Origin of the sequence: Nonomuraea sp. CA-218870, from assembly GCF_050936535.1 — a bacterium.
In the GTDB taxonomy this organism is placed as follows: domain Bacteria; phylum Actinomycetota; class Actinomycetes; order Streptosporangiales; family Streptosporangiaceae; genus Nonomuraea; species Nonomuraea corallina.
Window position 1 is genome coordinate 4029071 of the sequence record NZ_JBNJMN010000001.1, and the last position, 18877, is coordinate 4047947.

Below are 18877 nucleotides of genomic sequence, written 5' to 3' on the forward strand. Positions count from 1 at the left end.
CACCCCCCGCCCGGCGTCGCCCAGCTCTCCGCCCTGGCCAGGGGTGCGCCGGCTCCGCGCCGAACTGCCCGAGCCCGTGCTGGTGGCCGGGGCCACGGCCGCCGCCGTCGACTTCGCCCGGCACGCCGCCGACCGGTTGCCATGGATGGCGGGCGCGGTCTTCCAGTGGGACGTGCTCGGGCTCGGCACCGGAGGGCCGATCGACGCCTGGGTGCCGATGATGCTGTTCGTGATCACGTTCGGGCTGTCCATGGACTACGAGGTGTTCCTCATGTCCCGCATCCGCGAGGAGTACCGCGACGGCCTGGACAGCGGCGCCGCGGTCGCCGCCGGGCTCGCCAGGACCGCACGGGTGATCATCGCGGCGGCGGCGATCATGTTCTGCGTGTTCGCCGCCTTCGGCGCGTTCGACGACCGGGCGCTGCGCGTCATGGGGGTCGGGCTGGCCGCCGGAGTGCTGGTCGACGCCACGATCGTGCGGCTGGTCCTGGTGCCCGCCGCGATGGAGGTGCTCGGCGAGCGCGCCTGGTGGTTCCCCGGCCTGTCCTTCGCGAGGCTGACACCCGGGCGGGATGTTTCGTAGTATCCGGAAAAGCGGAGCTTGGGGGCGCCAAGGTGCCAGGGCAGAGCGTGGGAGTGGTCGTCGATCCGGCGGTGCCGCCGGGGACAGCCGGACTCCTGCGCGCCAACGCCCCGCTGCTGGGCCGGATGCGCGCGGGGTGGGTGCCGCCGGCCGGGGCCGAGCCCCAGCGGCGCAACCCCTCCAGCGTGGTCCTGCTGGCCGCCACCCCGCTGGTGATCGCGCTCATGGCGGTGCTGCTGGAGTCGCCGGCCGCGCCGCTTGGGTTCCTGCTGCTCGGCGGGTTCGTCTTCCTCGTCCTCGTCAAGATCGCCGGCATCAGCGAGGTGACCGAGGAGCACCGGCCCCATGAGCGGGCGCTGTACGACAAGGCGCGCCGGCACGAAGGCCGCTACCTGATCCCGCAGGACTTCGACGAGGAGGCGGCGGCCGTGCTGCGCCGGGCCCAGCAGGCCATCGCCACCGTGCTGCGCTCCCACGTCCACGCCGAAGGGCTGCTCGACGCCGCGCGCAACGCGATCCTGCTGCCGGAGCAGGAATGGGAGATCGCCCGCCTGCTCGCCAAGCTGTCGGCGCTGCGGAGCGAGCACCGCGAGATGCTCGCCCGCGGCCTCACCCCCGAGGCGGCGGCCGTGGTGAGGCCCCTGCAGAGCGCGCTCGACGGCAGCGCGGCGGCCGTGGCGGAGCGCGTCGAGGCGCTGGAACGTTACGCCGCCCACGTCGCCGAGGCCGAACGCGCCTACCAGGCCCGCGAACAGATCGCGGAACTGCGCGCCAGGCTGCCCCGCTACGAGGAACTGCTGGCCGAGGCCGGCGCGGGCACGATGGCCGTGGCCGAGATCGAGCGTCTGGCCGAGGACGCCGACACCGTGGAACGCGCCCTGCGGCGCAATGTCACCTCCGCGCATGAGGCTTTTCGCTATTTGGAAGGCTGACGTTCGGACAGACCGCCACATAGGATCCTTGATGTGCCGGGTCGTCATGCGAAGGTCGTCGTGGAGCCGACGGTGCCTGCCGAGACGGCCGACCTGTTCCGTGATCACCGCAAGCTGCTGCTGCGCATCCGCGCCGGGTGGACGCCCCCGGGCAAACGGCGTCCGCCGGCACTCGGGCTCGTCGCCCGGATCACCACCACCCTCGTCGCGCTGCTGGCCGTCGGCGCCGGGCTGGACTTCTTCATGGCCGGCCGCTACACCCCGTTCGTCGTCGTGATGACCCTGGCCGCGCTGCTCATCGTGGGCGTGCTCGCCAAGCCCCGCCCGGACGCCGACGCCGAGCGGCGGCAGGCGGTCGAGCGGCAGGTCTACGACAGCGCCCGCAAGTTCGCCGGCCGCTACGTGCTCCGCGAGGACCTCGACGAGGGCGCCCGCAGGCTCATGGCCCGCACCTCGGCCGCGGTCGACTCCGTGATGGAGTCCCACGTCCACGCCGAAGGGCTGCTCGACGGGGTGCGCAACGCGGTGATGCTGCCCGCCCAGGAGTGGGAGATCGCCCGCCTGCTGGCCAAGCTGTCGGAGCTGCGCGCCGGGCACCGGCAGGTCGTCGGCGAGGGCGTCACCCCCGAGGTGGCCGCCGTCGCCGAACCGCTCGCCCAGGCGCTCGACAGCAGCGAACGCGCCGTCGTGGCCCGCATCGAGGCGCTGGAACGTTACGCCGGCCACGTCGCCGACGCCGAGCGGGCCTACCGCGCGCGCGAGCAGATCGCCCGGCTCGGCGCCCAGCTGCCCCGGTACGAGGAACTCCTGGCCGAGTCCGGCGCCGGCGACTCGGCCGTGCCCGAGCTGAAACGTCTCAGCGACGACGCCGACCGGCTCGAACAGGCGCTGCGCGACAGCGTCAGCTCGGCCCACGAGGCGTTCCGTCACTTACGCGGGTGACGGCCTTTCACCCGCCGACCGCCACAGGGAGGGACGCACGCCGTTTGTCGTACAGAGAATCGAGCCCCGAGGGCAGAGTTCGCCTAGGATCCGGGTTTGTGGAAGTCGTGGTGGAGCCGGGGGTGCCGCCGGAGGACGCACAACTGATCAGGGACAGCGGCCGGATCCTGCTCAGGATGCGGCGCGGCTGGATCCCCGAGCCGCCGCGCCACGGCGTGGCCCGGTCCAGGGGCGTGGCCGTCACCGTGACCGCTGTCGCCCTCCTGCTGATCATGCTCGGCCTGATGAGCCGGGGCATCGGCCTGCTGCTGCTCGCCTTCGTCGGCGTGCCGGTGCTCCTCGTCGCGTTCGTCCGCCACGACCTCGCCGACGACGACGAGGAGGCCGTGCTCGACCGCGAGACCTACGAGCACCTGCGCTGGTACGAGGGCCGCTACGTGTTCGCCGAGGACCTCGACGAGTCCGCCAGGAGGCTGCTGGCCCGCGCGCAGCGGGCCATCGCCACCGTCAACCAGTCCGCCGTCAACACCGAAGGGCTGCTCGACGGGGTGCGCAACGCGGTGATGCTGCCCGCCCAGGAGTGGGAGATCGCCCGCCTGCTGGCCAAGCTGTCGGCGCTGCGGGCCAAGCACCGCCAGACCGTCACCGGGGCCGCCGCCCCCGAGGTCGCCGCCGTGGCCGAGCCGCTCGGGCGGGCGCTCGACAGCAGCGAGGAGGCCGTGGTGGCGCGGGTCGAGGCGCTGGAGCGATACGCCGCCAACGTCACCGAGGCCGAGCGGGCCTTCCACGCCCACCAGCAGATCGAGGAGCTGCGCGGCCGGCTCCACCAGTACGAGGAGCTGGTCGCCGAGACCGGGGCCGACGCGTTCGCGGTGCCGGAGATCGCCCGGCTCGCCGAGGACGCCGACCAGCTGGAGCAGGCGCTGCGGCGCAGCCTCAGCTCCGCGCGCGAGGCCTTCGGCCACCTGGAGCTGAGAGAACCGGGGGAGCGCGGCGAGCCGGGGGAGCCGGGGGAGCAGGGGCGGTCGTCCTAGCCGGCGGGCTGGGCGGCCCTGGCGGGCTGGGCGGTCTGCAGCAGCAGGTCGCAGAGCGCGTCGGCGGCGTCCACCCGGCCCAGCTTCTGCGCCGCCTCGCCCATCGCCGCGCGCAGGCCGGGGTCGGCCAGCAGCGGCATCAGCTCGGCCAGCAGCTGGTCGGCCGTCGGGCGCGGCTCCAGCAGCGCCCGCGCCGCGCCCGCCGACACCAGGTAGCCGGCGTTCTTGCGCTGCTCGTCGCCGCCGGTCGGGATCAGCGGGACCAGCAGTGACGGCTTGCCGATCGCGGTCAGCTCCGACACCGTGCCGGCGCCGCTGCGCGAGATCACCACGTCGGCCGCCGCGTACAGGTCGGCCAGCTCGCTCCCCACGTACGGCACCGGGTGGTAGCGGTCGGCCAGCTCCGGCGGCAGCTCCACGGCCCGCATCTGCTCGATCCAGGCGGGGCCGCACTGGTGGACGACCTGGGCGTGCGGCAGCAGCCGGGGCAGGATCTCGGCGATCAGCGTGTTGATCTGCTTGCTGCCCTGGGCACCGCCCGTCACGTAGATCAGCGGCACCTCGAACGTCAGCCCGAACAGGTCGTAGGCCGCGGCCCGCTTGCCCTGCAGCAGCTCGGGCCGGATCGGGTTGCCCGTCACCACGGCCTTCGCCCTGGCCTGGGCGGGCAGGTGTTCGAGCGACGACTCGTGCGACAGCGCGATCCGGGTCGCCAGCCTGGAAAGGATCCGGTTGGCCAGCCCCACCACCGTGGTCTGCTCGTGCATGACCAGCGGCCTGCGGATCAGCTTGGCCGCCACCCCGATCGGCACCGCCACGTAGCCCCCGGTCGACAGCACCACGTCGGGCAGGTAGCGGGCGGCGTGCCCGATCGCCTGGCACACCCCGACGGGGATGCGGAACAGGTCGGCCAGGTTGGTGCCGAGCTCGCGCAGGTTGGGGCGCCGGCGCAGCTTGCCCGTCGTGATCGCCTTGAACGGGATGCCGTGCTCGGCCGTGATCCGCGCCTCCAGGCCGTTGGCCGTGCCCACCCAGAGCACGTCGTGCGGCACCCCTCGGCGCTGGATGGCCGTCAGGGTCGTCAGGGCCGGGTAGGTGTGACCACCGGTGCCGCCGCCGGTGATCAGCAGTCGCAGGGTTGGTGACATGGGCTCAGACTATGGCCGCGCACCGGAAACCCGTGTGCCCGGTCGCCGAGTCGGGGGTGTTGGCGGTGCGCGCGGCCAGCCGGTAGCGGTTGCAGTAGGAGTCGTGGCACATGTACGAGCCGCCCCTGATCACTTTCATCGTGCCCTCGGCCGGCCCTGTGGGGTTCTCCGCGTACGGCTCCCAGCGGGTGTCCCACCAGTCGGCGGTCCACTCCCACACGTTGCCCGCCACGTTGTAGAGGCCGTAGCCGTTCGGCTGGAACGACTTGACCGGCATCGTGCCCCCGCTCGGCGCCGTCGGGAACGGGCCCTGCCAGATGTTGCACCGCTGCCGCCCCTTCGGCGCCAGCTCGTCGCCCCACGGGTAGCGGGTCCGCTCCCGGCCGCCGCGGGCGGCCATCTCCCACTCCGCCTCCGTCGGCAGCCGCTTACCCGCCCAGTGGGCGTACGCGGTCGCGTCGTGCCACGAGACGTGCACGACCGGGTGGTTCTGGCGGTCGCCGATCGAGGAGCCCGGCCCTTCGGGGGATCGCCAGGTGGCGCCCTCGACGCCCACCCACCAGGGAGCCTGCGGCACGCTCGCGTCCATGACGCCCCGCGAGGCGAACTGGCGGAACACGAACGACCAGCCGATCCGCTCGGCCTCGGTCACGTACCCGGTCTCCTTCACGAACCTGGCGAACTGGGCGTTCGTCACGCAGGCCGGGTCGATCAGGAACGGGTCCAGCGTCACCTGGCGGACCGGGCCCTCGCCGTCCTCCGGGTTGGCGTCGGGGTCGTCGCCGCCCATCGAGAACGTCCCGCCGGGGATGCGCACCATCCCCCGCGGCGGCTCCCGCCGCACCGGGCCAGGGCTCACGAGAACCGGCGCCCCGGGGGTGTCCGCCCCGCCGGCGCCGTCCCTGCTCGGCCCGCAGCACGCGCTCATCCGGCTCCTCCCAGGTGTCGACGACCTCTAGGAAGGGTAGTCGCCCCGGCCGGTCCGTCAGGACGCGGCCGTCACCCGCCGCCGGTCCCCGCCGTGCGCTAGAGGGCCGACGGCGGGCGGCGCTGCCGGGTAAGAGGGTTATGGCGCCGCACAACGCCCAACTGACCGCGGTGGAACTGCAGCGGGCGGGCGCCGACGGGAAACCCTGACAGGGTGTGGACGCTGCTCGCCGCGATCGGCTCGCTGCTGATCGCCCTCGCCCTGTCGTTTCTCGCGGTGGTGGTCATCGCGGTGGTCGTGCTCGTCTGGCTGGGGCTGATGGCCTCCATGTCGGCGAGATCGTCCTGACCTCCGTCGTCCTGACACATGGCGGCTCCGGGGTGGCGGAGCGGCCGTGAACCAGGACGAACGCTCACGTGGTGATGAAGTGGGGCCCCGCCGCGCCGGGCGAGTAGCGCAGCCGCTTCTCCAGGCACACCACCGCGCCGTTCTCCCGCTTGTTGGTGAAGCGCACGTCGTCGGCCAGCGCCCGCATGATCTGCAGCCCGCGCCCGTGCTCCGAACCGGGGGTCGCCTCCCGGACCGCCGCCGGGTCGAAGCCGTGGCCGTTGTCCGTCACCCGGATCACGCACAGGTCGTCGTAGACCATGGCGCTCACCGTGTACTCGTCGCACGGTTCCGCGTGCCGGATCACGTTGGAACACGCCTCCGTGAGCATGAGCTCGATGTCGTCGCGGATCTGTGGCTCCACGCCGAGCGAGGTCAGCGTGCCGTCCAGCATCTGCCGGATCAGCGGCACGCTCGCCGCGTCCCTCGGCAGCCGGAGCGCCATCGTCGTCTCCACTGACGCCCTCCTTCCGTGTCGAGGATGCCTCTTCCCTTGATCCGGGCGGGCAATCGTCACGGCGGGGACCGGCCTGGCGCCTCAGTCCGGCGGCAGGTGGAACAGCCGGTCGAGCGCGGTCATCCGCAGCAGGCTGCGCAGATAGGGCGTGGCCGCCACCACCCGCAGCACCGCGTCCTCGGCCGCCGCCCGCTGGTAGAGCCGGACCAGGGCGGCCAGGCCCGACGAGTCGATGAAGCCCACCCCGGACAGGTCGACGTCCACCCGCTCGACCCCTTCGCTCAGCGGGACCGACGCCAGCTCGCCCGCGGTGTCGAAGTCGAGATCACCGATCAGCGCGAGCTGGACCGTCGTGGCGTCGGGTGTATGGACCTCTATCTGCAGCGGAGTCTTGTCCAGCACCCTGACAGCCTAGCCACCACGGAAAACGTGGCGCGCCAGGAGGGTGATATCCGCGACAATCAACCCATGCATCAGCTCAGCCGCCCGAGGCTGGCGGACGCCCCGGCCATTCACGAGCTCAGCGCCGCCTGCGACACCGCGGTGCTCGGTCACCCCGACCTCACCCTCGACGACATCGCGGGCGAGCTCGCCGAACCGGGCTTCGACCTGGACCGCGACAGCTGGCTCTGGCACGGCCCCGACGGCCGGCTCGACGGCTGGGCGTGGGCGCGGCGGCCGGGCGACGGCGAGATCGTCGACGTGGACGTGCTGGTCCGGCCCGGCGTGACCGGCCTGGCCCAGCGGCTCTGGCCGCTCGTGCTGGAGCGCGCCGGCCGGCTCGCCCACGACGGCGGCCACGCCGCCGCCGTGGTCGACGTCGTCGTCCTTCGGGCCGACCACGTCAAGCGGGAGACCGTCCGGGCGTACGGGTTCGCGCCCGCGACCAGCTTCCACCGCATGCGCGTCGACTTCGACCGCCCCGTCCAGGCCCCGGAGCCGCCGCCCGGCGTCACCTTCCACGACGGCCGGGACGAGCGGGTCCGCCGCGAGGCCCACCGGGTGCACCAGGAGGGCTTCGCCGACCACTTCGGCCACGCCCGCGTCGGCTACGACCTCTGGTACGAGCGGCGGCAGGCGCACGCCACCACCGACTGGGGGCAGCTCGTCCTGGCCAGGATCGACGGCCGGCCGGCCGCGATGGTGCTCGGCAACGACCAGTTCGCCGCCGACGAGGGCTGCGGCTACGTCGCCACCCTCGCCGTGCTGCCGGAGTTCCGCGGCCGCGGCCTGGGCCGGTTGCTGCTGCGCACCGCGATCGCCGCCGACTGCGCCCGCGGCCGCAAGGGCACGATCCTGCACGTCGACGCCAACAACACCACCCCCGCGCTGGGCCTGTACGAGTCGGAGGGGATGCGCGCGGTCCTGGTCGCCGACGTCTGGCGGAGCACCGTGTAGTTCACGTCCAGATCACGTCTGGATCCGGTGCGCGGCCAGGTGGTCCAGCACCGCCTGGTTGGCCTCCCAGCCGTCGGGGAACTTCACCGGCACCCCGAGCTGCACCGGCTCCGCCGACGGGTGCGCGTCCAGCAGCTCGGCGATGCCCGCCCTGGCGACCACCACGCACGCGTGCCGGTGGCGCGAGGCCAGCACGCACAGCCGCCCTGACTCCAGGTGGAACGCGGTCGCGTCGCGCCGCCCCGACAGCGGGTGCAGCACGATCGTCATGTCGTACTCGCGGCCCTGGAGCCGGTTGGCGGTGTCCACGGTGATCTCCGGCGGCAGCCCGGCGTTCCTGATCGCCGCCACCTGGTCGCGGTGGGCCGCGCCGACCGCGATCCGGCCGGCCGTCACCGGCCGCTCGCCCTGCTCCGAGGTCGCCACCGCGCCGCGCTGCAGCAGCCTGGCCGCCAGCAGCGCCACCGCCTCCACCGCCTCGGCGTCGGTGCGCACGGTGTGCCGGTCGGGCAGCTCCAGCAGCGCCCAGCCGGACCGGGCCGCCTCCTCCAGCGCCCGGTCGTGCACCGTGCCCATGCCGCCGGTGACCAGCTCCAGCCGCCGGTCGTCCGGCCCGGTCCCCGACCGGAACCCGGTGAACGGGTAGAACGCCCGCGACACCACCGGCGCCGCCGACGCGGGCAGCCGCCACGACACCGGCAGCCGGTGCACCGGCAGGTCCGGGTTGTGCCGCAGCAGCACCGACACGGCGCTCTGCAGCGGATCCCACGACAGGCCCGACCAGCGGTCGCCGTCCACGATCGAGAACGGGTCGAGCTGTCCGGGATCGCCCACGAACAGGGCCCGCTCGAACAGCCCGGCGATGCGCAGCAGCTTGTCGGAGCGCATCTGGTAGGCCTCGTCCACGATGGCCCACGGCCAGGTCCTGCCGCTGATCCAGGCCCACTTGTCGGCGGTGGCGATGACGACGTCGGGGTCGCCGAGATCCTGCACGCGGGTGCCGACGGTCACCCCCGGCAGCTCCAGCATGCGCTGGGGCGGCACGTACCCGCCGGCCGAGAGCCGGCCCACCGTGAGCCGCGGATGCCTGTCGCAGATCCGGGCCACCAGGTCGTCCACCTGCTCGTTCGTCTGGGCGACGATCATCAGCGGCTCGCCGGTCGCCGCCAGGTGCGCGGCGGCCCGCACCACCAGCGTGGACTTGCCGGCGCCGGGCGGCGAGTCGACCACGACGCCCCGGTGCCGGGGCAGGTCGTCGAGCACCCGCCGGACGACCTCCTCAGGCGTCGGCTCGGCCTCGGGCTCGGCCTCGGGCTCGGTCACGACCACTCCTCGCGGGCGTCCTCGTCGGTCGGCTCGTACGGGCGCGGCGGGCCGCCGTGCGTCCACGGCGTCTCCTCGGGCTCCGGCAGCGCCGCCGCGCCCTGGAAGTCGTCGGTCAGCGAGCTGTAGCAGACCCGCTCGCCGACCTCGGGCACCGCACCGGGCGCCGGGGTCCTGCCCCGCCCCATCCCTTTGGTGATCTTCAGGGTGACCAGGCCGTCCAGCGCCGACACCAGCTCGGCCCCCTGCCCGCGCCGCTGCGGCGTGCCCAGCGCGGTCCCCGGCGGGATCCGTACGAGATCGTCGGTCTTGACCGTCACCAGCGGGCGCAGCTTGCGTGAGCGGCCCTCGCCTTCGGTGTGGTCGGGAGCCGTGTCGACGACCTCGCCCGCGAACGCCTCGCCCGTCAGCCGGTACTCGGCCATCACCAGCGGGTCGTCGTAGGCCCGCTGCACCTCGTAGGCGGCCTGGGCGCGCTCCATGCGCGCCAGCCGGGCCGCGGCCGCGACCGCGCCGTCGCGCCTGGCCTGCGGCGGCGCGCCCTCGGCGAGCTGCGCCATCATGCCGCTGTAGGAGGCGCGGTCGTGCTCCCACCGCTGCGCGACGCTCGCGCCCGGCGTCAGCTCGCGCAGCAGGCCGATCGCCCGCCACACCAGCCGCCACGTCGGCTCCAGCTGAGTGCGCAGCGCCTCGGCGATCCGCTCGGCGGAGCCGCTCTCCATCGCTGGCGCCAGCACCTCGGCGTCGAAGCCCGGATCGGTGGCGGGGCCGGCCGGCGGCCAGATCAGCGGGTCCTCGGCCGCGTCGTCGGGCCCTTCGGTGATCCAGGCGAGCAGCGCGGCCAGGTTGGCGTCCTCCAGCGCGCTCTGCCCGCTCGCCCAGTGGCGGCCCAGCTCGTCGGTCACGGCCGGCATGAGGGACGAGCCGGGGTACGCGGCGCGTTCGGCGAAGTACGTCAGCCACCGGCCGAGCAGCGGCACCCCCTCCGGCACCGGGAACGGCCCGTCGGTGCGCCGGAACCGGGTGGAGCGGCCGAGCAGCCGGGTGAAGGCGACCCCGGCCCGGTTCGGCACGATCAGCTGCGGCGCGTCCAGCGTCCGCTCGTACGGGTCGGCGTTGCGCCGCTCCACCGTCTCCGTCTCGCCCATGAAGCCCGTCACGTACGGCAGCAGCGCCCCGGCGAGCTCGCCCGCCCAGGCGAAGCGCAGGTCGCGGTTGCGCGGCTGGGTCACCGCCAGCAGCCGCGGCTCGCCCGGGTCGGTGCCCAGCATGGCCGCCAGGGGCGCCGCCGCCTCACCCGACAGCTTCAGCGGGATGAACACCATCGGCCGCGCCGACAGGTGGAAGTGGCGGACGGTCGCGATCGGCTGGGCGACCCCCTGCTCGATAGCCCGCAGCCGGGCCAGCGAGGTGAGCAGGCTCACGACGGGCTCCTCCCGCTCACGCCAGGCACTCCCGCCGCAGGCGTTCGGCGCCGCGCAGCAGCCGGGCGATCTCCTCCTGGCCCCGCTCCGGGGCGCGCGAGCCGTCGGCCAGCGCCAGCGCCTCCCGCACCGACGCCACCCCGCCCAGCGCGTCGCGCACGTCGCGGCCAAGCAGGTCGGAGGCGCCCTCCTGGCGGGCCTCGTCGCGGCAGAAGAAGCACAGGTCACAGGTGGACAGGCAGTCGGGCGCGTAGCGTGCCTCGGTCGCGCGGACGGCGTCGGCGAGCTCGGCGACCGGCCGGGCCGGCCGCCCGTCGCCGTCCGGCTCCAGGTCGAACGTCACGTTCTCCGGGAGCGCGGCCAGCAGCCGGTCCAGGCTCGTCATGCGGGCCAGCTGACGGCGCAGCACCGCGAGCTGCCTGCGCACGTCGACCAGCGTGGCCACCGGGCGGTTGGCGAAGTTCTCCGGGCAGACCAGCACCACGTCGTGCGCCACCCGGAGCGGGTCGTGGCCCAGCTCCTCCAGCAGCGTGCGCAGCGCGAGCACGTACACCGCCGCCTGCCGCGCCGCGGCGGCCACCGCCGCGGGATCGGCCTGCCCGTCGACCACCGCGAACGACTTGATCTCCACGATGTGGAACCGGCCGCCGAGCTGGAACGCCACGACGTCGGGCTCCAGGTAGGCGGTGTGGCCGGCGATGGCGAGCGTGAACAGCGGGTGGTCGTAGACGGTGCCCGTGCCCTCGCCCCTGGCCGCCCGGTCGATCAGCGCGCGGGTGTGGGTGTGGCGCAGGTGGGCGCCGACGTTCTCCACGTCGTGGTAGGCCACCTCGTCGATCGGCAGGCCGAGCAGCTCGCGCAGCATCCGGATCAGCTCCGCGCACCCGTCGGCCTTCACCAGCGCCTCGAACGCGTTCCCCCGGGTGATCGCGAACGGCGACTGGCCGAACGGGGCGGGGTGGCCCAGGTGGCGGGCGAGTGCGTCCTTGTCGATCCCGGCGCCGTCCATGAGCGCCCGCCGGGCGCAGCCCGGGTTGGCCGCGAGCGCGGCGATCGCGCGGGCGTCGTGCGGCTTGGGCGGCGTGGTGCCGCGCAGCGCGTCCAGCTGGTTCATCGGCCGCCTCTCATAGCCGTGACTGATCTTGGAACAGTGGTCAGCGTAGCGGCCCCGAACAGCCGGGCCAGGTCATCGAGCTGGGTTCCGGCGCGTCCGGCCAGCTCCTCCCGGTCGGCGGCGTCGCGCTCGGCGTGCACCGCCAGCTCCCGCCGGGCCGCCTCGGCCACCCGCGCCGGGTCGGGGGGCACCTCGTCGCCGGCGCCGGGGATGTTGCGCGCCATCCGGACTAACAGGCGCTCGCCCTCGGGCGAGCGCCCGCCGGGCCCGGCGGCGTGCTCGGCGATCGAGATCGCGCAGGTGAGGAAGTCGACGCGGGGGCTGAGCGGCCCGACCACCCGGCGCCGCACCGGCCACGTGCTGACGGTGAGGTAGCCCCGGGCGGGGGAGAGCCGGTCGGTCAGCGCCGCGCACAGGTAGTAGGGCCGCCCGAACGGCGACGAGCGGAACGAGCGCTCCTCGTCCCTGCGCAGGCTGGTGAGCTGGGAGCTGCGGATCGTGCCGGCCAGGAACGCGCCGCTCACCGCCACCACCAGCCGGGCCTGCGCGGGCGCGCCCAGCAGCGCCAGCGCCTGGTGGACCTGCTCGCGCACGGTCACCAGCCGCGCCCCTCGCGCCTTGGCCGCGGGCTGCTCGCCGCTCACCAGCGTGTCCCACGCCTGCTCGGCCGTGCGGAGCTCGGCCCGCAACGCTCTGGCGGCCACGCCGTCCCTGGCCCGGACCGCCCTGCGCACACCGGCTCTGAGCTCGTCGATCCGCCGTTCGAGCTCGTCCAGCCGGTCACTCATGGCGCGAGAGTATCAGGGGTTCCAGTAATTACCAGTATTTCGGTGCGTGTCTCGCGCACGCGGACGCGGGCCGCACCCGGGAAGGGCGCGGCCCGCGTACGGAAGGGTCAGGCGGAGGTGGTGACGCGGTCGGCGGGCGGGAGGCCGAGCTGGTCCGTGGGGACCTTGTGCGTCTCGCGGGCGGTCGCCACCGCCACCGCGCTGATCGCGCACAGGATGGCGGTGAAGACGCCCACGCCGACCCAGCCCTGCAGGCCGAGCCAGCCCTCGGGGGAGACGATGCCGGCCGCCGAGGCGACCGCGAAGCCGGCGATGGCGAAGCCGATCTGGGTGCCGATGGCCATGCCCGACAGCCGCACCCTGGTGGTGAACATCTCGCCGTAGAGCGAGGGCCAGATGCCGTTGGAGGCGCTGTAGACGACGCCGAGGGTGAGGATGCCGACCAGGAAGATCATCGGGTAGCTGCCGGAGTTGATCGCCGCCAGGTAGGCGAAGATCATGATCGGGCTGCCGACGGCCCCGATGAGGAACACCGGTTTGCGGCCGATCCGGTCCGACAGCGTCGCCCACAGCGGGATGGCCAGCAGCGCGGTGGCGTTGGCCACGGTGCTCACCCAGAGCATGGTGGCCCGGTCCAGGCCGACGTTCTCGACGGCGTAGTTGAGCGCCCACACGGTGAAGATCGTGCTGACCGTCGCGATCAGCGCCGCGCACACCACCCGCAGCACGCTCGCCCAGTGGTCGCGGAAGAGGATCGACAGCGGCATCCGCGGCACCGTGCCCTCGGCCACCTCCCGCTCGAACGCCGGCGTCTCCTCCAGCTTGCGCCGGATCACCCAGCCGACCACGGCGACGACCACGCTCATCCAGAACGGCACCCGCCAGCCCCACGACAGCAGCTGCTCCTCCGGCATGGCCGCGACCGGGATGAAGACCACGGTGGCCAGGATCTGCCCGAACTGGGTGCCGTTGAGTGTGAAGCTGGTGTAGTAGCCGCGCCGGTGCTCCGGGGCGTGCTCCAGGGTCATGGAGTTGGCGCTGGCCTGCTCGCCGGCGGCCGACAGGCCCTGCAGGATGCGCAGCACGACCAGCAGCACCGGGGCGAGGTCGCCGATCTGGTCGCGGGTCGGCAGGCAGCCGATGAGGAACGTCGACACCCCCATGAGGATGAGGGTGAACACCATGATGCGCTTGCGGCCGAACCGGTCGCCGTAGTGGCCGAGGAAGAACGCGCCGACGGGCCGGGCGGCGTAGGCGACGCCGAAGCTGGCCAGCGACTGGAGGGTCGCCGTGGTGGGGTCGGACTCGTCGAAGAACACCTTGGAGAAGATGAGGGCGGCGGCGCTGCCGTAGATGAAGAAGTCGTAGTACTCCAGCGCGCTGCCGATCCAGGCCGCGACGGCCGCCTTGCGTGGCGTGCCCTGGTGGGCACCGGGGGGTTGGTCGGTCACGATGGCTCCCTGAGGTGCGGCGTCGTCAGTGCGGGCCCGTGCCCCCCGTCTCGGGCCGCTCACTTGTTACGAACTAGATAGTTAATTGATCGCCATGCTCCTGTGACCGCCATCTCGTGTCAAGGGTGTCTTCACGGGACGGTCCTCGGGATGTTATGACTAACTCACTAGTTCGTACATAAATCCTGAGGGTGAGCATGACCTCCTACCTGATCGGGCTCATCGGCTCCGGCATCGGGCCGTCGCTCAGTCCCGCCCTGCACGAGCGGGAGGCGTCCCGCCTCGGCATCCCCTACGTCTACCGGCTGATCGAGGCCGGCGCCGCGGACGAGGTGGGGGAGCTGCTCCGGGCCGCGCGGCGGCTGGGCTTCGACGGGCTCAACATCACCCACCCGTGCAAGCGCGCCGTGCTCCCGCACCTGGACGAGCTGTCCGCCGACGCGGCCACCCTGGGCGCGGTCAACACGGTGGTGTTCGACGGCGACCGCGCCGTCGGGCACAACACCGACTGGACCGGCTTCGCCGAGTCGTTCGCCCGTGACCTGCCCGGCGCGCCCACCGGCCGGGTGACACAACTCGGCGCGGGCGGGGCCGGGGCGGCCGTCGGGCACGCGCTGCTCACCCTGGGCGTGGACGAGCTGACGGTGGTGGACGCGGAGCCGGAACGGGCGCGGACGCTCGCGGCGGACCTGGCCGGGAGGTTCGGCGAAGGCCGGGCGCGCCCCGCCGTCCCCGGCGACCTGCCCGCCCTGCTGCCGGACGCGGACGGGCTGGTGCACGCCACCCCCACCGGGATGGCCGACCACCCCGGGATGCCGCTGCCCGCCGCCCTGCTCCGCCCCGGCCTGTGGGTGGCCGACATCGTCTACCGGCCGCTGGAGACCGAGCTGCTGCGCCGCGCCCGCGCCCTGGGCTGCCGCACGCTCGACGGCGGCGGCATGGTCGTCTTCCAGGCCGCCCACGCCTTCCACCTGTTCACCGGCAGGAAACCGGACGCCGAACGGATGCTCGCCCACCTGACCGAACTCGTCACCGCCTGATGTTCGTCACCGCCTGACAGGAGGACGCCATGCGCAAGTCCATCGCGACCGTGTCCGTGAGCGGCACGCTGCCCGAGAAGCTGGAGGCGGTCGCCGCGGCCGGCTTCGACGGGGTGGAGGTGTTCGAGAACGACCTGATCGCCTGCCCGCTGCGGCCCGAGGAGATCCGCCGGCGCGCCGCCGACCTGGGCCTGGGCATCGACCTGTACCAGCCGCTGCGCGACTTCGAGGCGGTGCCCGGCGACGTGCTGCGGGGCAACCTGCGCCGGGCCGAGCACACGCTGGAGCTGATGACCCGGCTCGGCGCGGACACCCTGCTCGTCTGCTCGAACGTCTCCCCGGACGCCCTGCCCGACGACGCGCTCGCCGCCGAGCAGCTCCACCTGCTCGCCGAACGGGCCGCCGGTCACGGCATCCGGATCGCCTACGAGGCGCTCGCCTGGGGCCGGCACGTCAGCGAGTACCTGCACGCCTGGCGCATCGTGCGGATGGCCGGCCATCCGGGGCTGGGCGTCTGCCTGGACAGCTTCCACATCCTCTCGCGCGGCTCCGACCCCATCGGCATCGAGGCGATCCCCGGCGAGAAGATCTTCTTCCTGCAGCTCGCCGACGCGCCCCGGCTGGCCATGGACGTGCTGCAGTGGAGCCGCCACTACCGATGCTTCCCCGGCCAGGGCGGCTTCGACGTGACCGGCCTGGTACGGCACGTGCTCGCCACCGGGTACGCGGGGCCGCTGTCGCTGGAGGTGTTCAACGACGTCTTCCGCCAGTCCGACGCCCGCAGGACCGCGCTGGACGCGATGCGCTCGCTGATCGCGCTGGAGGAGACGCTGCTGCCGTCCGGCGCGCCGCCGGTCGTGCCGTCGGGGTTCGCGTTCGCCGAACTGGCTACCGGCGGCTCCGCGGAGCTTCCCGCCCTCCTGTCGGCCCTCGGCTTCGCCCGTACCGGAACCCACCGCACCAAACCGGTCGACCTGTGGGAGCAGGGCGGCGCCCGCGTCCTCCTCAACGCGACCCCCGCGACGGAAGAGACCTCCGGGGAGCCGGGACTGGTGGCGATCGGACTGGAGACGCCGGACCCGGCCGCGTCCGTGAAGCGGGCCGAGACGCTGCTGGCGCCGGTGCTGCCGCGCCGGCGCGCGCCCCGCGACGCGCCGCTGGACGCCATCGCCGCCCCCGACGGGACCGCGCTGTTCTTCTGCCGCACCGGCCACGCCGACCACCCCGACTGGACGGCCGACTTCCCGCGTGAGTCGCCCGTACCGGACGGGGACGTGACCGGGATCGACCATGTCGCGCTCACCCAGCCGTGGCAGCACTTCGACGAGGCGTCGCTGTTCTACCGCAGCGTGCTGGGGCTGCGCCCGCAGGAGAGCATGGAGGTGGCCGACCCGTACGGCCTGCTGCGCAGCCGCGCCCTGGCCGGCGGCGGCACCCGCCTGGTCGTCAACATCGCCAGGGTGGTGGGCGCCCACCAGGCGCCCCGCCAGCACGTCGCGTTCGCCGTCCGCGACCTGCGGGCGCTCGCCCGGCGGCTGCGCGCCGAGCATCCCGGCCTGCTGCTGCCCATCCCGGCCAACTACCACGACCATCTGGAGGCCAGGTACGCGACCGACCCGGAGATCAGGGAGCTGGGGCTGCTGTACGACAGGGACGAGCGGGGAGAGTTCCTCCACCTGTACACCGTTACCGCCGGGCGGGTCTTCTTCGAACTGGTGCAGCGGATCGGCGGCTACGACGGGTACGGCGCCGCCAACGCGGCCGTCCGGCTGGCGGTGCAGCACGCGGAGCGGTCATAGGATGAGGCGCATCGTCCCCCCCGCCGTCCCGTGGAGCCACATGACCTCGCAGCCAGCCACCGGTGAGCGCCGGCGCGACGCCGACCGCACCAGGGCGGAGATCCTCGAGGTCGCCCTGCGGGAGTTCGCCAGGCGCGGCTACGCGGGGGCGCGGGTGGACGAGATCGCGGAGCTGATGCGCACCACCAAGCGCATGATCTACTACTACTACGGCAGCAAGGAGAAGCTCTACATCGCCGTCCTGGAGCACGCCTACTCGGTGGTCCGCGCCGCCGAGCGCGACCTCGACGTGGAGCACCTGGCGCCGGTCGAGGCGATCCGCACGCTGGCGGAGCTGACGTTCGACCACCACGACGCGCACCGCGACTTCATCAAGCTCGTCGCGATCGAGAACATCCACGAGGCCGAGCACATCCGCAAGTCGCAGGCCCTGGCCAACCTCGGCACCCCCGTCCTCGGCGTCATCGAGCGCATCCTGGAGGCGGGCAAGGCGAGCGGCGACTTCGCCACCGAGGCCGACGCCGTCGACGTGCACATGATGATCAGCGCGTTCTGCTTCTTCCGGGTGGCCAACCAGCACACCTTCGGCGCGCTGTTCGGGCGCGACATGACCGCGCCCGAGCACCGCGACCGGCTGCGCCGCATGGTGGGCGAGATGACCGTCGCCTACCTGCGCGGCGATCAGCCACCGCCTCAGAGCCCGTAGGTCTCCAGCAGCCGCAGCCACACCTCGCTCACCGTCGGGAACGACGGCACCGCATGCCAGAGCCGCTCCAGCGGCACCTCGCCGATCACCGCGACGGTCGCCGAGTGCAGCAGCTCGGCCGTGCCCGGCCCGGCGAAGGTGACGCCGAGCAGCACCCCGCGCTCCTCGTCCACCACCGCCTTGGCCCGGCCGCGGTAGCCGTCGCCGAGCAGGTAGGCGCCGGACACGCTCGCGAGGTCGTACTCGACCGCCCGCACCCGGAACCCGGCCTCGCGGGCGGCGGCCTCGGTGCGGCCCACCGAGCAGATCTGCGGGTCGGTGAACACCACCTGCGGCGGCCCGGCCCCGTCGGCGGACGCGCGCATCGCGGGCAGGTCGTCCGGCGCCCCGGCGGCCCTGGCCGCGATGACGTCGCCGCACGCCCGCCCCTGGTACTTGCCCATGTGGGTGAGCAGGTTGCGCCCGTTGACGTCGCCCACCGCGTACAGCCAGCCGTCCGCCACCCCGGTCGCGCGCAGGCTGTCGTCCACCTCGACCGGCCGGTCCTGCGGCAGCCCGACGGTCTCCAGGCCCAGGCCCTTCGTGGCGGGCCTGCGGCCGGTGGCCACCAGCACCTCGTCGGCCACGACCGGCGGGCCCTGCGACAGGTGCACGGTCACCTCGCCGCCCGGCTCGGGCCGCTCCACCCGCTCCACCCCGGTACGCAGCCGCACGTCGATGCCCGACTCCTTGAACGACTCGGCCAGCAGCTCACCCGCGAACGGCTCCATGCGGTCCAGCAGTCCGCCGCCGCGCACCAGCATCGTCGTCCGCCGGGCGCCCAGCCCGTGCATGGCCTGCGCCATCTCGCAGCCGACCACGCCGCCGCCGATCACCGCCAGCCGGCCGGGCACGGAGGTGGCGGCGGTCACCTCGTGGCTGGTCCACGGCTGCGCCTCCCGCAGCCCCGGCACGGGCGGCACCGACGCGACGCTGCCGGTCGCCAGCACCACCGCGTGACGGGCGGTCAGCACCCGCTCGCCGCCGCCGGGAAGGTCGACGACCACCCGGCGCGGGCCGTCGAGCCGGCCGCGACCGCGCACGAACGCCGCAGGCACGCTCTCCACCCACCGCACCTGCCCGGCGTCGTCGTACCCGCTGACCGCCTCGTCGCGGCGGGCGAGCACCGCCCGCGTGTCGATCGGCGTCGTCTCCAGGCCCGGCACCCGGGACACCTCGGCGGCCAGCTCGACCGGTCGCAGCAGCGCCTTGCTGGGGATGCACGCCCAGTAGGAGCACTCGCCTCCGGCCAGGCGCTCCTCCACGATCACGGCGGACAGCCCGCCGCGCACCGCCCGGTCGGCGACGTTCTCCCCGGCAGGGCCGGCTCCGATCACGATGACGTCGTACTCGTCGGACACGTCGACCTCCCGGATGGCGTTTC

General features: G+C 73.7%; 19 protein-coding genes. 9 read left to right on the forward strand and 10 right to left on the reverse strand.

All coding sequences use genetic code 11. The features are described 5' to 3' along the window. Positions 1 to 43: 43 nt before the first annotated feature. From ACQEUU_RS19485 to ACQEUU_RS19500, 4 genes are all read left to right on the forward strand, one after another. On the forward strand, positions 44 to 583 hold the full coding sequence (locus tag ACQEUU_RS19485; RefSeq protein WP_433067877.1) for an MMPL family transporter: 540 nt from the start codon (positions 44 to 46) through the stop codon (positions 581 to 583). A gap of 47 nt (positions 584 to 630) precedes the next feature. Next, positions 631 to 1515, forward strand: coding sequence for a hypothetical protein (locus tag ACQEUU_RS19490; protein WP_433067878.1), 885 nt, complete (start codon positions 631 to 633; stop codon positions 1513 to 1515). A gap of 33 nt (positions 1516 to 1548) precedes the next feature. Continuing rightward, positions 1549 to 2457: a hypothetical protein gene (locus ACQEUU_RS19495; protein WP_433067879.1), complete on the forward strand. Its 909-nt coding sequence runs from the start codon at positions 1549 to 1551 to the stop codon at positions 2455 to 2457. 98 nt (positions 2458 to 2555) lie between these two features. Next, positions 2556 to 3491: a hypothetical protein gene (locus ACQEUU_RS19500; RefSeq protein WP_433067880.1), complete on the forward strand. Its 936-nt coding sequence runs from the start codon at positions 2556 to 2558 to the stop codon at positions 3489 to 3491. On the opposite strand, the gene ACQEUU_RS19505 is transcribed toward ACQEUU_RS19500, so the two are convergent. Together ACQEUU_RS19505 and ACQEUU_RS19510 are read right to left on the reverse strand one after the other, a co-directional pair. Next, positions 3488 to 4639 (reverse strand): UDP-N-acetylglucosamine--N-acetylmuramyl-(pentapeptide) pyrophosphoryl-undecaprenol N-acetylglucosamine transferase, encoded by a 1152-nt coding sequence (locus tag ACQEUU_RS19505; RefSeq protein WP_433067882.1) that lies wholly within the window; start codon positions 4637 to 4639, stop codon positions 3488 to 3490. The two genes, ACQEUU_RS19500 and ACQEUU_RS19505, sit on opposite strands and share 4 nt — an antisense overlap. A 4-nt stretch (positions 4640 to 4643) precedes the next feature. Beyond that, complete coding sequence (locus tag ACQEUU_RS19510) at positions 4644 to 5459, reverse strand: formylglycine-generating enzyme family protein (protein ID WP_433071897.1); 816 nt, start codon at positions 5457 to 5459, stop codon at positions 4644 to 4646. 321 nt (positions 5460 to 5780) lie between these two features. Here ACQEUU_RS19510 and ACQEUU_RS19515 point away from each other — a divergent pair, with 321 nt between their 5' ends. Then, positions 5781 to 5915 (forward strand): hypothetical protein, encoded by a 135-nt coding sequence (locus ACQEUU_RS19515; RefSeq protein ID WP_433067883.1) that lies wholly within the window; start codon positions 5781 to 5783, stop codon positions 5913 to 5915. A gap of 64 nt (positions 5916 to 5979) precedes the next feature. Here the strand turns inward: ACQEUU_RS19515 and ACQEUU_RS19520 are convergent, their stop codons facing one another. Together ACQEUU_RS19520 and ACQEUU_RS19525 are read right to left on the reverse strand one after the other, a co-directional pair. After that, positions 5980 to 6411 carry an ATP-binding protein gene (locus tag ACQEUU_RS19520; protein ID WP_433067885.1) on the reverse strand — a complete coding sequence of 144 codons (432 nt, stop codon included), beginning with the start codon at positions 6409 to 6411 and terminating at the stop codon, positions 5980 to 5982. An 81-nt stretch (positions 6412 to 6492) separates the two neighbouring features. Next, positions 6493 to 6813: an STAS domain-containing protein gene (locus ACQEUU_RS19525; protein ID WP_433067886.1), complete on the reverse strand. Its 321-nt coding sequence runs from the start codon at positions 6811 to 6813 to the stop codon at positions 6493 to 6495. A gap of 66 nt (positions 6814 to 6879) precedes the next feature. Between ACQEUU_RS19525 and ACQEUU_RS19530 the strand changes: the two genes are divergently transcribed. Then, positions 6880 to 7809 (forward strand): GNAT family N-acetyltransferase, encoded by a 930-nt coding sequence (locus ACQEUU_RS19530; protein ID WP_433067887.1) that lies wholly within the window; start codon positions 6880 to 6882, stop codon positions 7807 to 7809. A 12-nt stretch (positions 7810 to 7821) separates the two neighbouring features. Here ACQEUU_RS19530 and ACQEUU_RS19535 read toward each other — a convergent pair whose 3' ends face one another. From ACQEUU_RS19535 to ACQEUU_RS19555, 5 genes are all read right to left on the reverse strand, one after another. Beyond that, positions 7822 to 9132, reverse strand: coding sequence for an AAA family ATPase (locus ACQEUU_RS19535; protein WP_433067888.1), 1311 nt, complete (start codon positions 9130 to 9132; stop codon positions 7822 to 7824). After that, on the reverse strand, positions 9129 to 10556 hold the full coding sequence (locus ACQEUU_RS19540) for a hypothetical protein (protein WP_433067890.1): 1428 nt from the start codon (positions 10554 to 10556) through the stop codon (positions 9129 to 9131). The genes ACQEUU_RS19535 and ACQEUU_RS19540 overlap by 4 nt, the downstream gene beginning before the upstream one ends. Positions 10557 to 10572: 16 nt before the next feature. Next, the gene (locus tag ACQEUU_RS19545; RefSeq protein ID WP_433067891.1) at positions 10573 to 11670 is read right to left on the reverse strand and encodes a hypothetical protein; all 1098 of its coding nucleotides are present in this window, start codon (positions 11668 to 11670) and stop codon (positions 10573 to 10575) included. Further along, positions 11667 to 12458, reverse strand: coding sequence for a hypothetical protein (locus tag ACQEUU_RS19550; RefSeq protein ID WP_433067892.1), 792 nt, complete (start codon positions 12456 to 12458; stop codon positions 11667 to 11669). Before ACQEUU_RS19550 ends, ACQEUU_RS19545 begins: the two co-directional genes overlap by 4 nt. Positions 12459 to 12565: 107 nt before the next feature. After that, complete coding sequence (locus ACQEUU_RS19555) at positions 12566 to 13909, reverse strand: MFS transporter (protein WP_433067894.1); 1344 nt, start codon at positions 13907 to 13909, stop codon at positions 12566 to 12568. A gap of 197 nt (positions 13910 to 14106) precedes the next feature. On the opposite strand from ACQEUU_RS19555, the gene ACQEUU_RS19560 reads away from it, so the two are divergent. The 3 genes from ACQEUU_RS19560 to ACQEUU_RS19570 are packed head-to-tail and all read left to right on the forward strand — an operon-like array spanning position 14107 to position 17454. Beyond that, the gene (locus ACQEUU_RS19560) at positions 14107 to 14949 is read left to right on the forward strand and encodes a shikimate dehydrogenase (RefSeq protein ID WP_433067896.1); all 843 of its coding nucleotides are present in this window, start codon (positions 14107 to 14109) and stop codon (positions 14947 to 14949) included. 29 nt (positions 14950 to 14978) lie between these two features. After that, positions 14979 to 16748 (forward strand): bifunctional sugar phosphate isomerase/epimerase/4-hydroxyphenylpyruvate dioxygenase family protein, encoded by a 1770-nt coding sequence (locus ACQEUU_RS19565; RefSeq protein ID WP_433067898.1) that lies wholly within the window; start codon positions 14979 to 14981, stop codon positions 16746 to 16748. A gap of 40 nt (positions 16749 to 16788) precedes the next feature. Next, positions 16789 to 17454: a TetR family transcriptional regulator gene (locus tag ACQEUU_RS19570; RefSeq protein ID WP_433067899.1), complete on the forward strand. Its 666-nt coding sequence runs from the start codon at positions 16789 to 16791 to the stop codon at positions 17452 to 17454. On the opposite strand, the gene ACQEUU_RS19575 is transcribed toward ACQEUU_RS19570, so the two are convergent. Next, a complete protein-coding gene (locus ACQEUU_RS19575) occupies positions 17442 to 18854 on the reverse strand; it encodes a dihydrolipoyl dehydrogenase family protein (RefSeq protein ID WP_433067901.1) in 1413 nt (470 codons plus the stop codon). The genes ACQEUU_RS19570 and ACQEUU_RS19575 overlap by 13 nt on opposite strands. Positions 18855 to 18877 lie beyond the last annotated feature (23 nt).

Excerpts from the sequence above, each read along its gene's own strand:
- ACQEUU_RS19530 (WP_433067887.1), top strand. The coding sequence starts at position 6,880 with ATGCATCAGCTCAGCCGCCCGAGGCTGGCGGACGCCCCGGCCATTCAC.
- ACQEUU_RS19570 (WP_433067899.1), top strand. The coding sequence starts at position 16,789 with ATGACCTCGCAGCCAGCCACCGGTGAGCGCCGGCGCGACGCCGACCGC.
- ACQEUU_RS19545 (WP_433067891.1), bottom strand. The coding sequence starts at position 11,670 with ATGAACCAGCTGGACGCGCTGCGCGGCACCACGCCGCCCAAGCCGCAC.
- ACQEUU_RS19560 (WP_433067896.1), top strand. The coding sequence starts at position 14,107 with ATGACCTCCTACCTGATCGGGCTCATCGGCTCCGGCATCGGGCCGTCG.
- ACQEUU_RS19505 (WP_433067882.1), bottom strand. The coding sequence starts at position 4,639 with ATGTCACCAACCCTGCGACTGCTGATCACCGGCGGCGGCACCGGTGGT.
- ACQEUU_RS19550 (WP_433067892.1), bottom strand. The coding sequence starts at position 12,458 with ATGAGTGACCGGCTGGACGAGCTCGAACGGCGGATCGACGAGCTCAGA.
- ACQEUU_RS19565 (WP_433067898.1), top strand. The coding sequence starts at position 14,979 with ATGCGCAAGTCCATCGCGACCGTGTCCGTGAGCGGCACGCTGCCCGAG.
- ACQEUU_RS19510 (WP_433071897.1), bottom strand. The coding sequence starts at position 5,459 with ATGGTGCGCATCCCCGGCGGGACGTTCTCGATGGGCGGCGACGACCCC.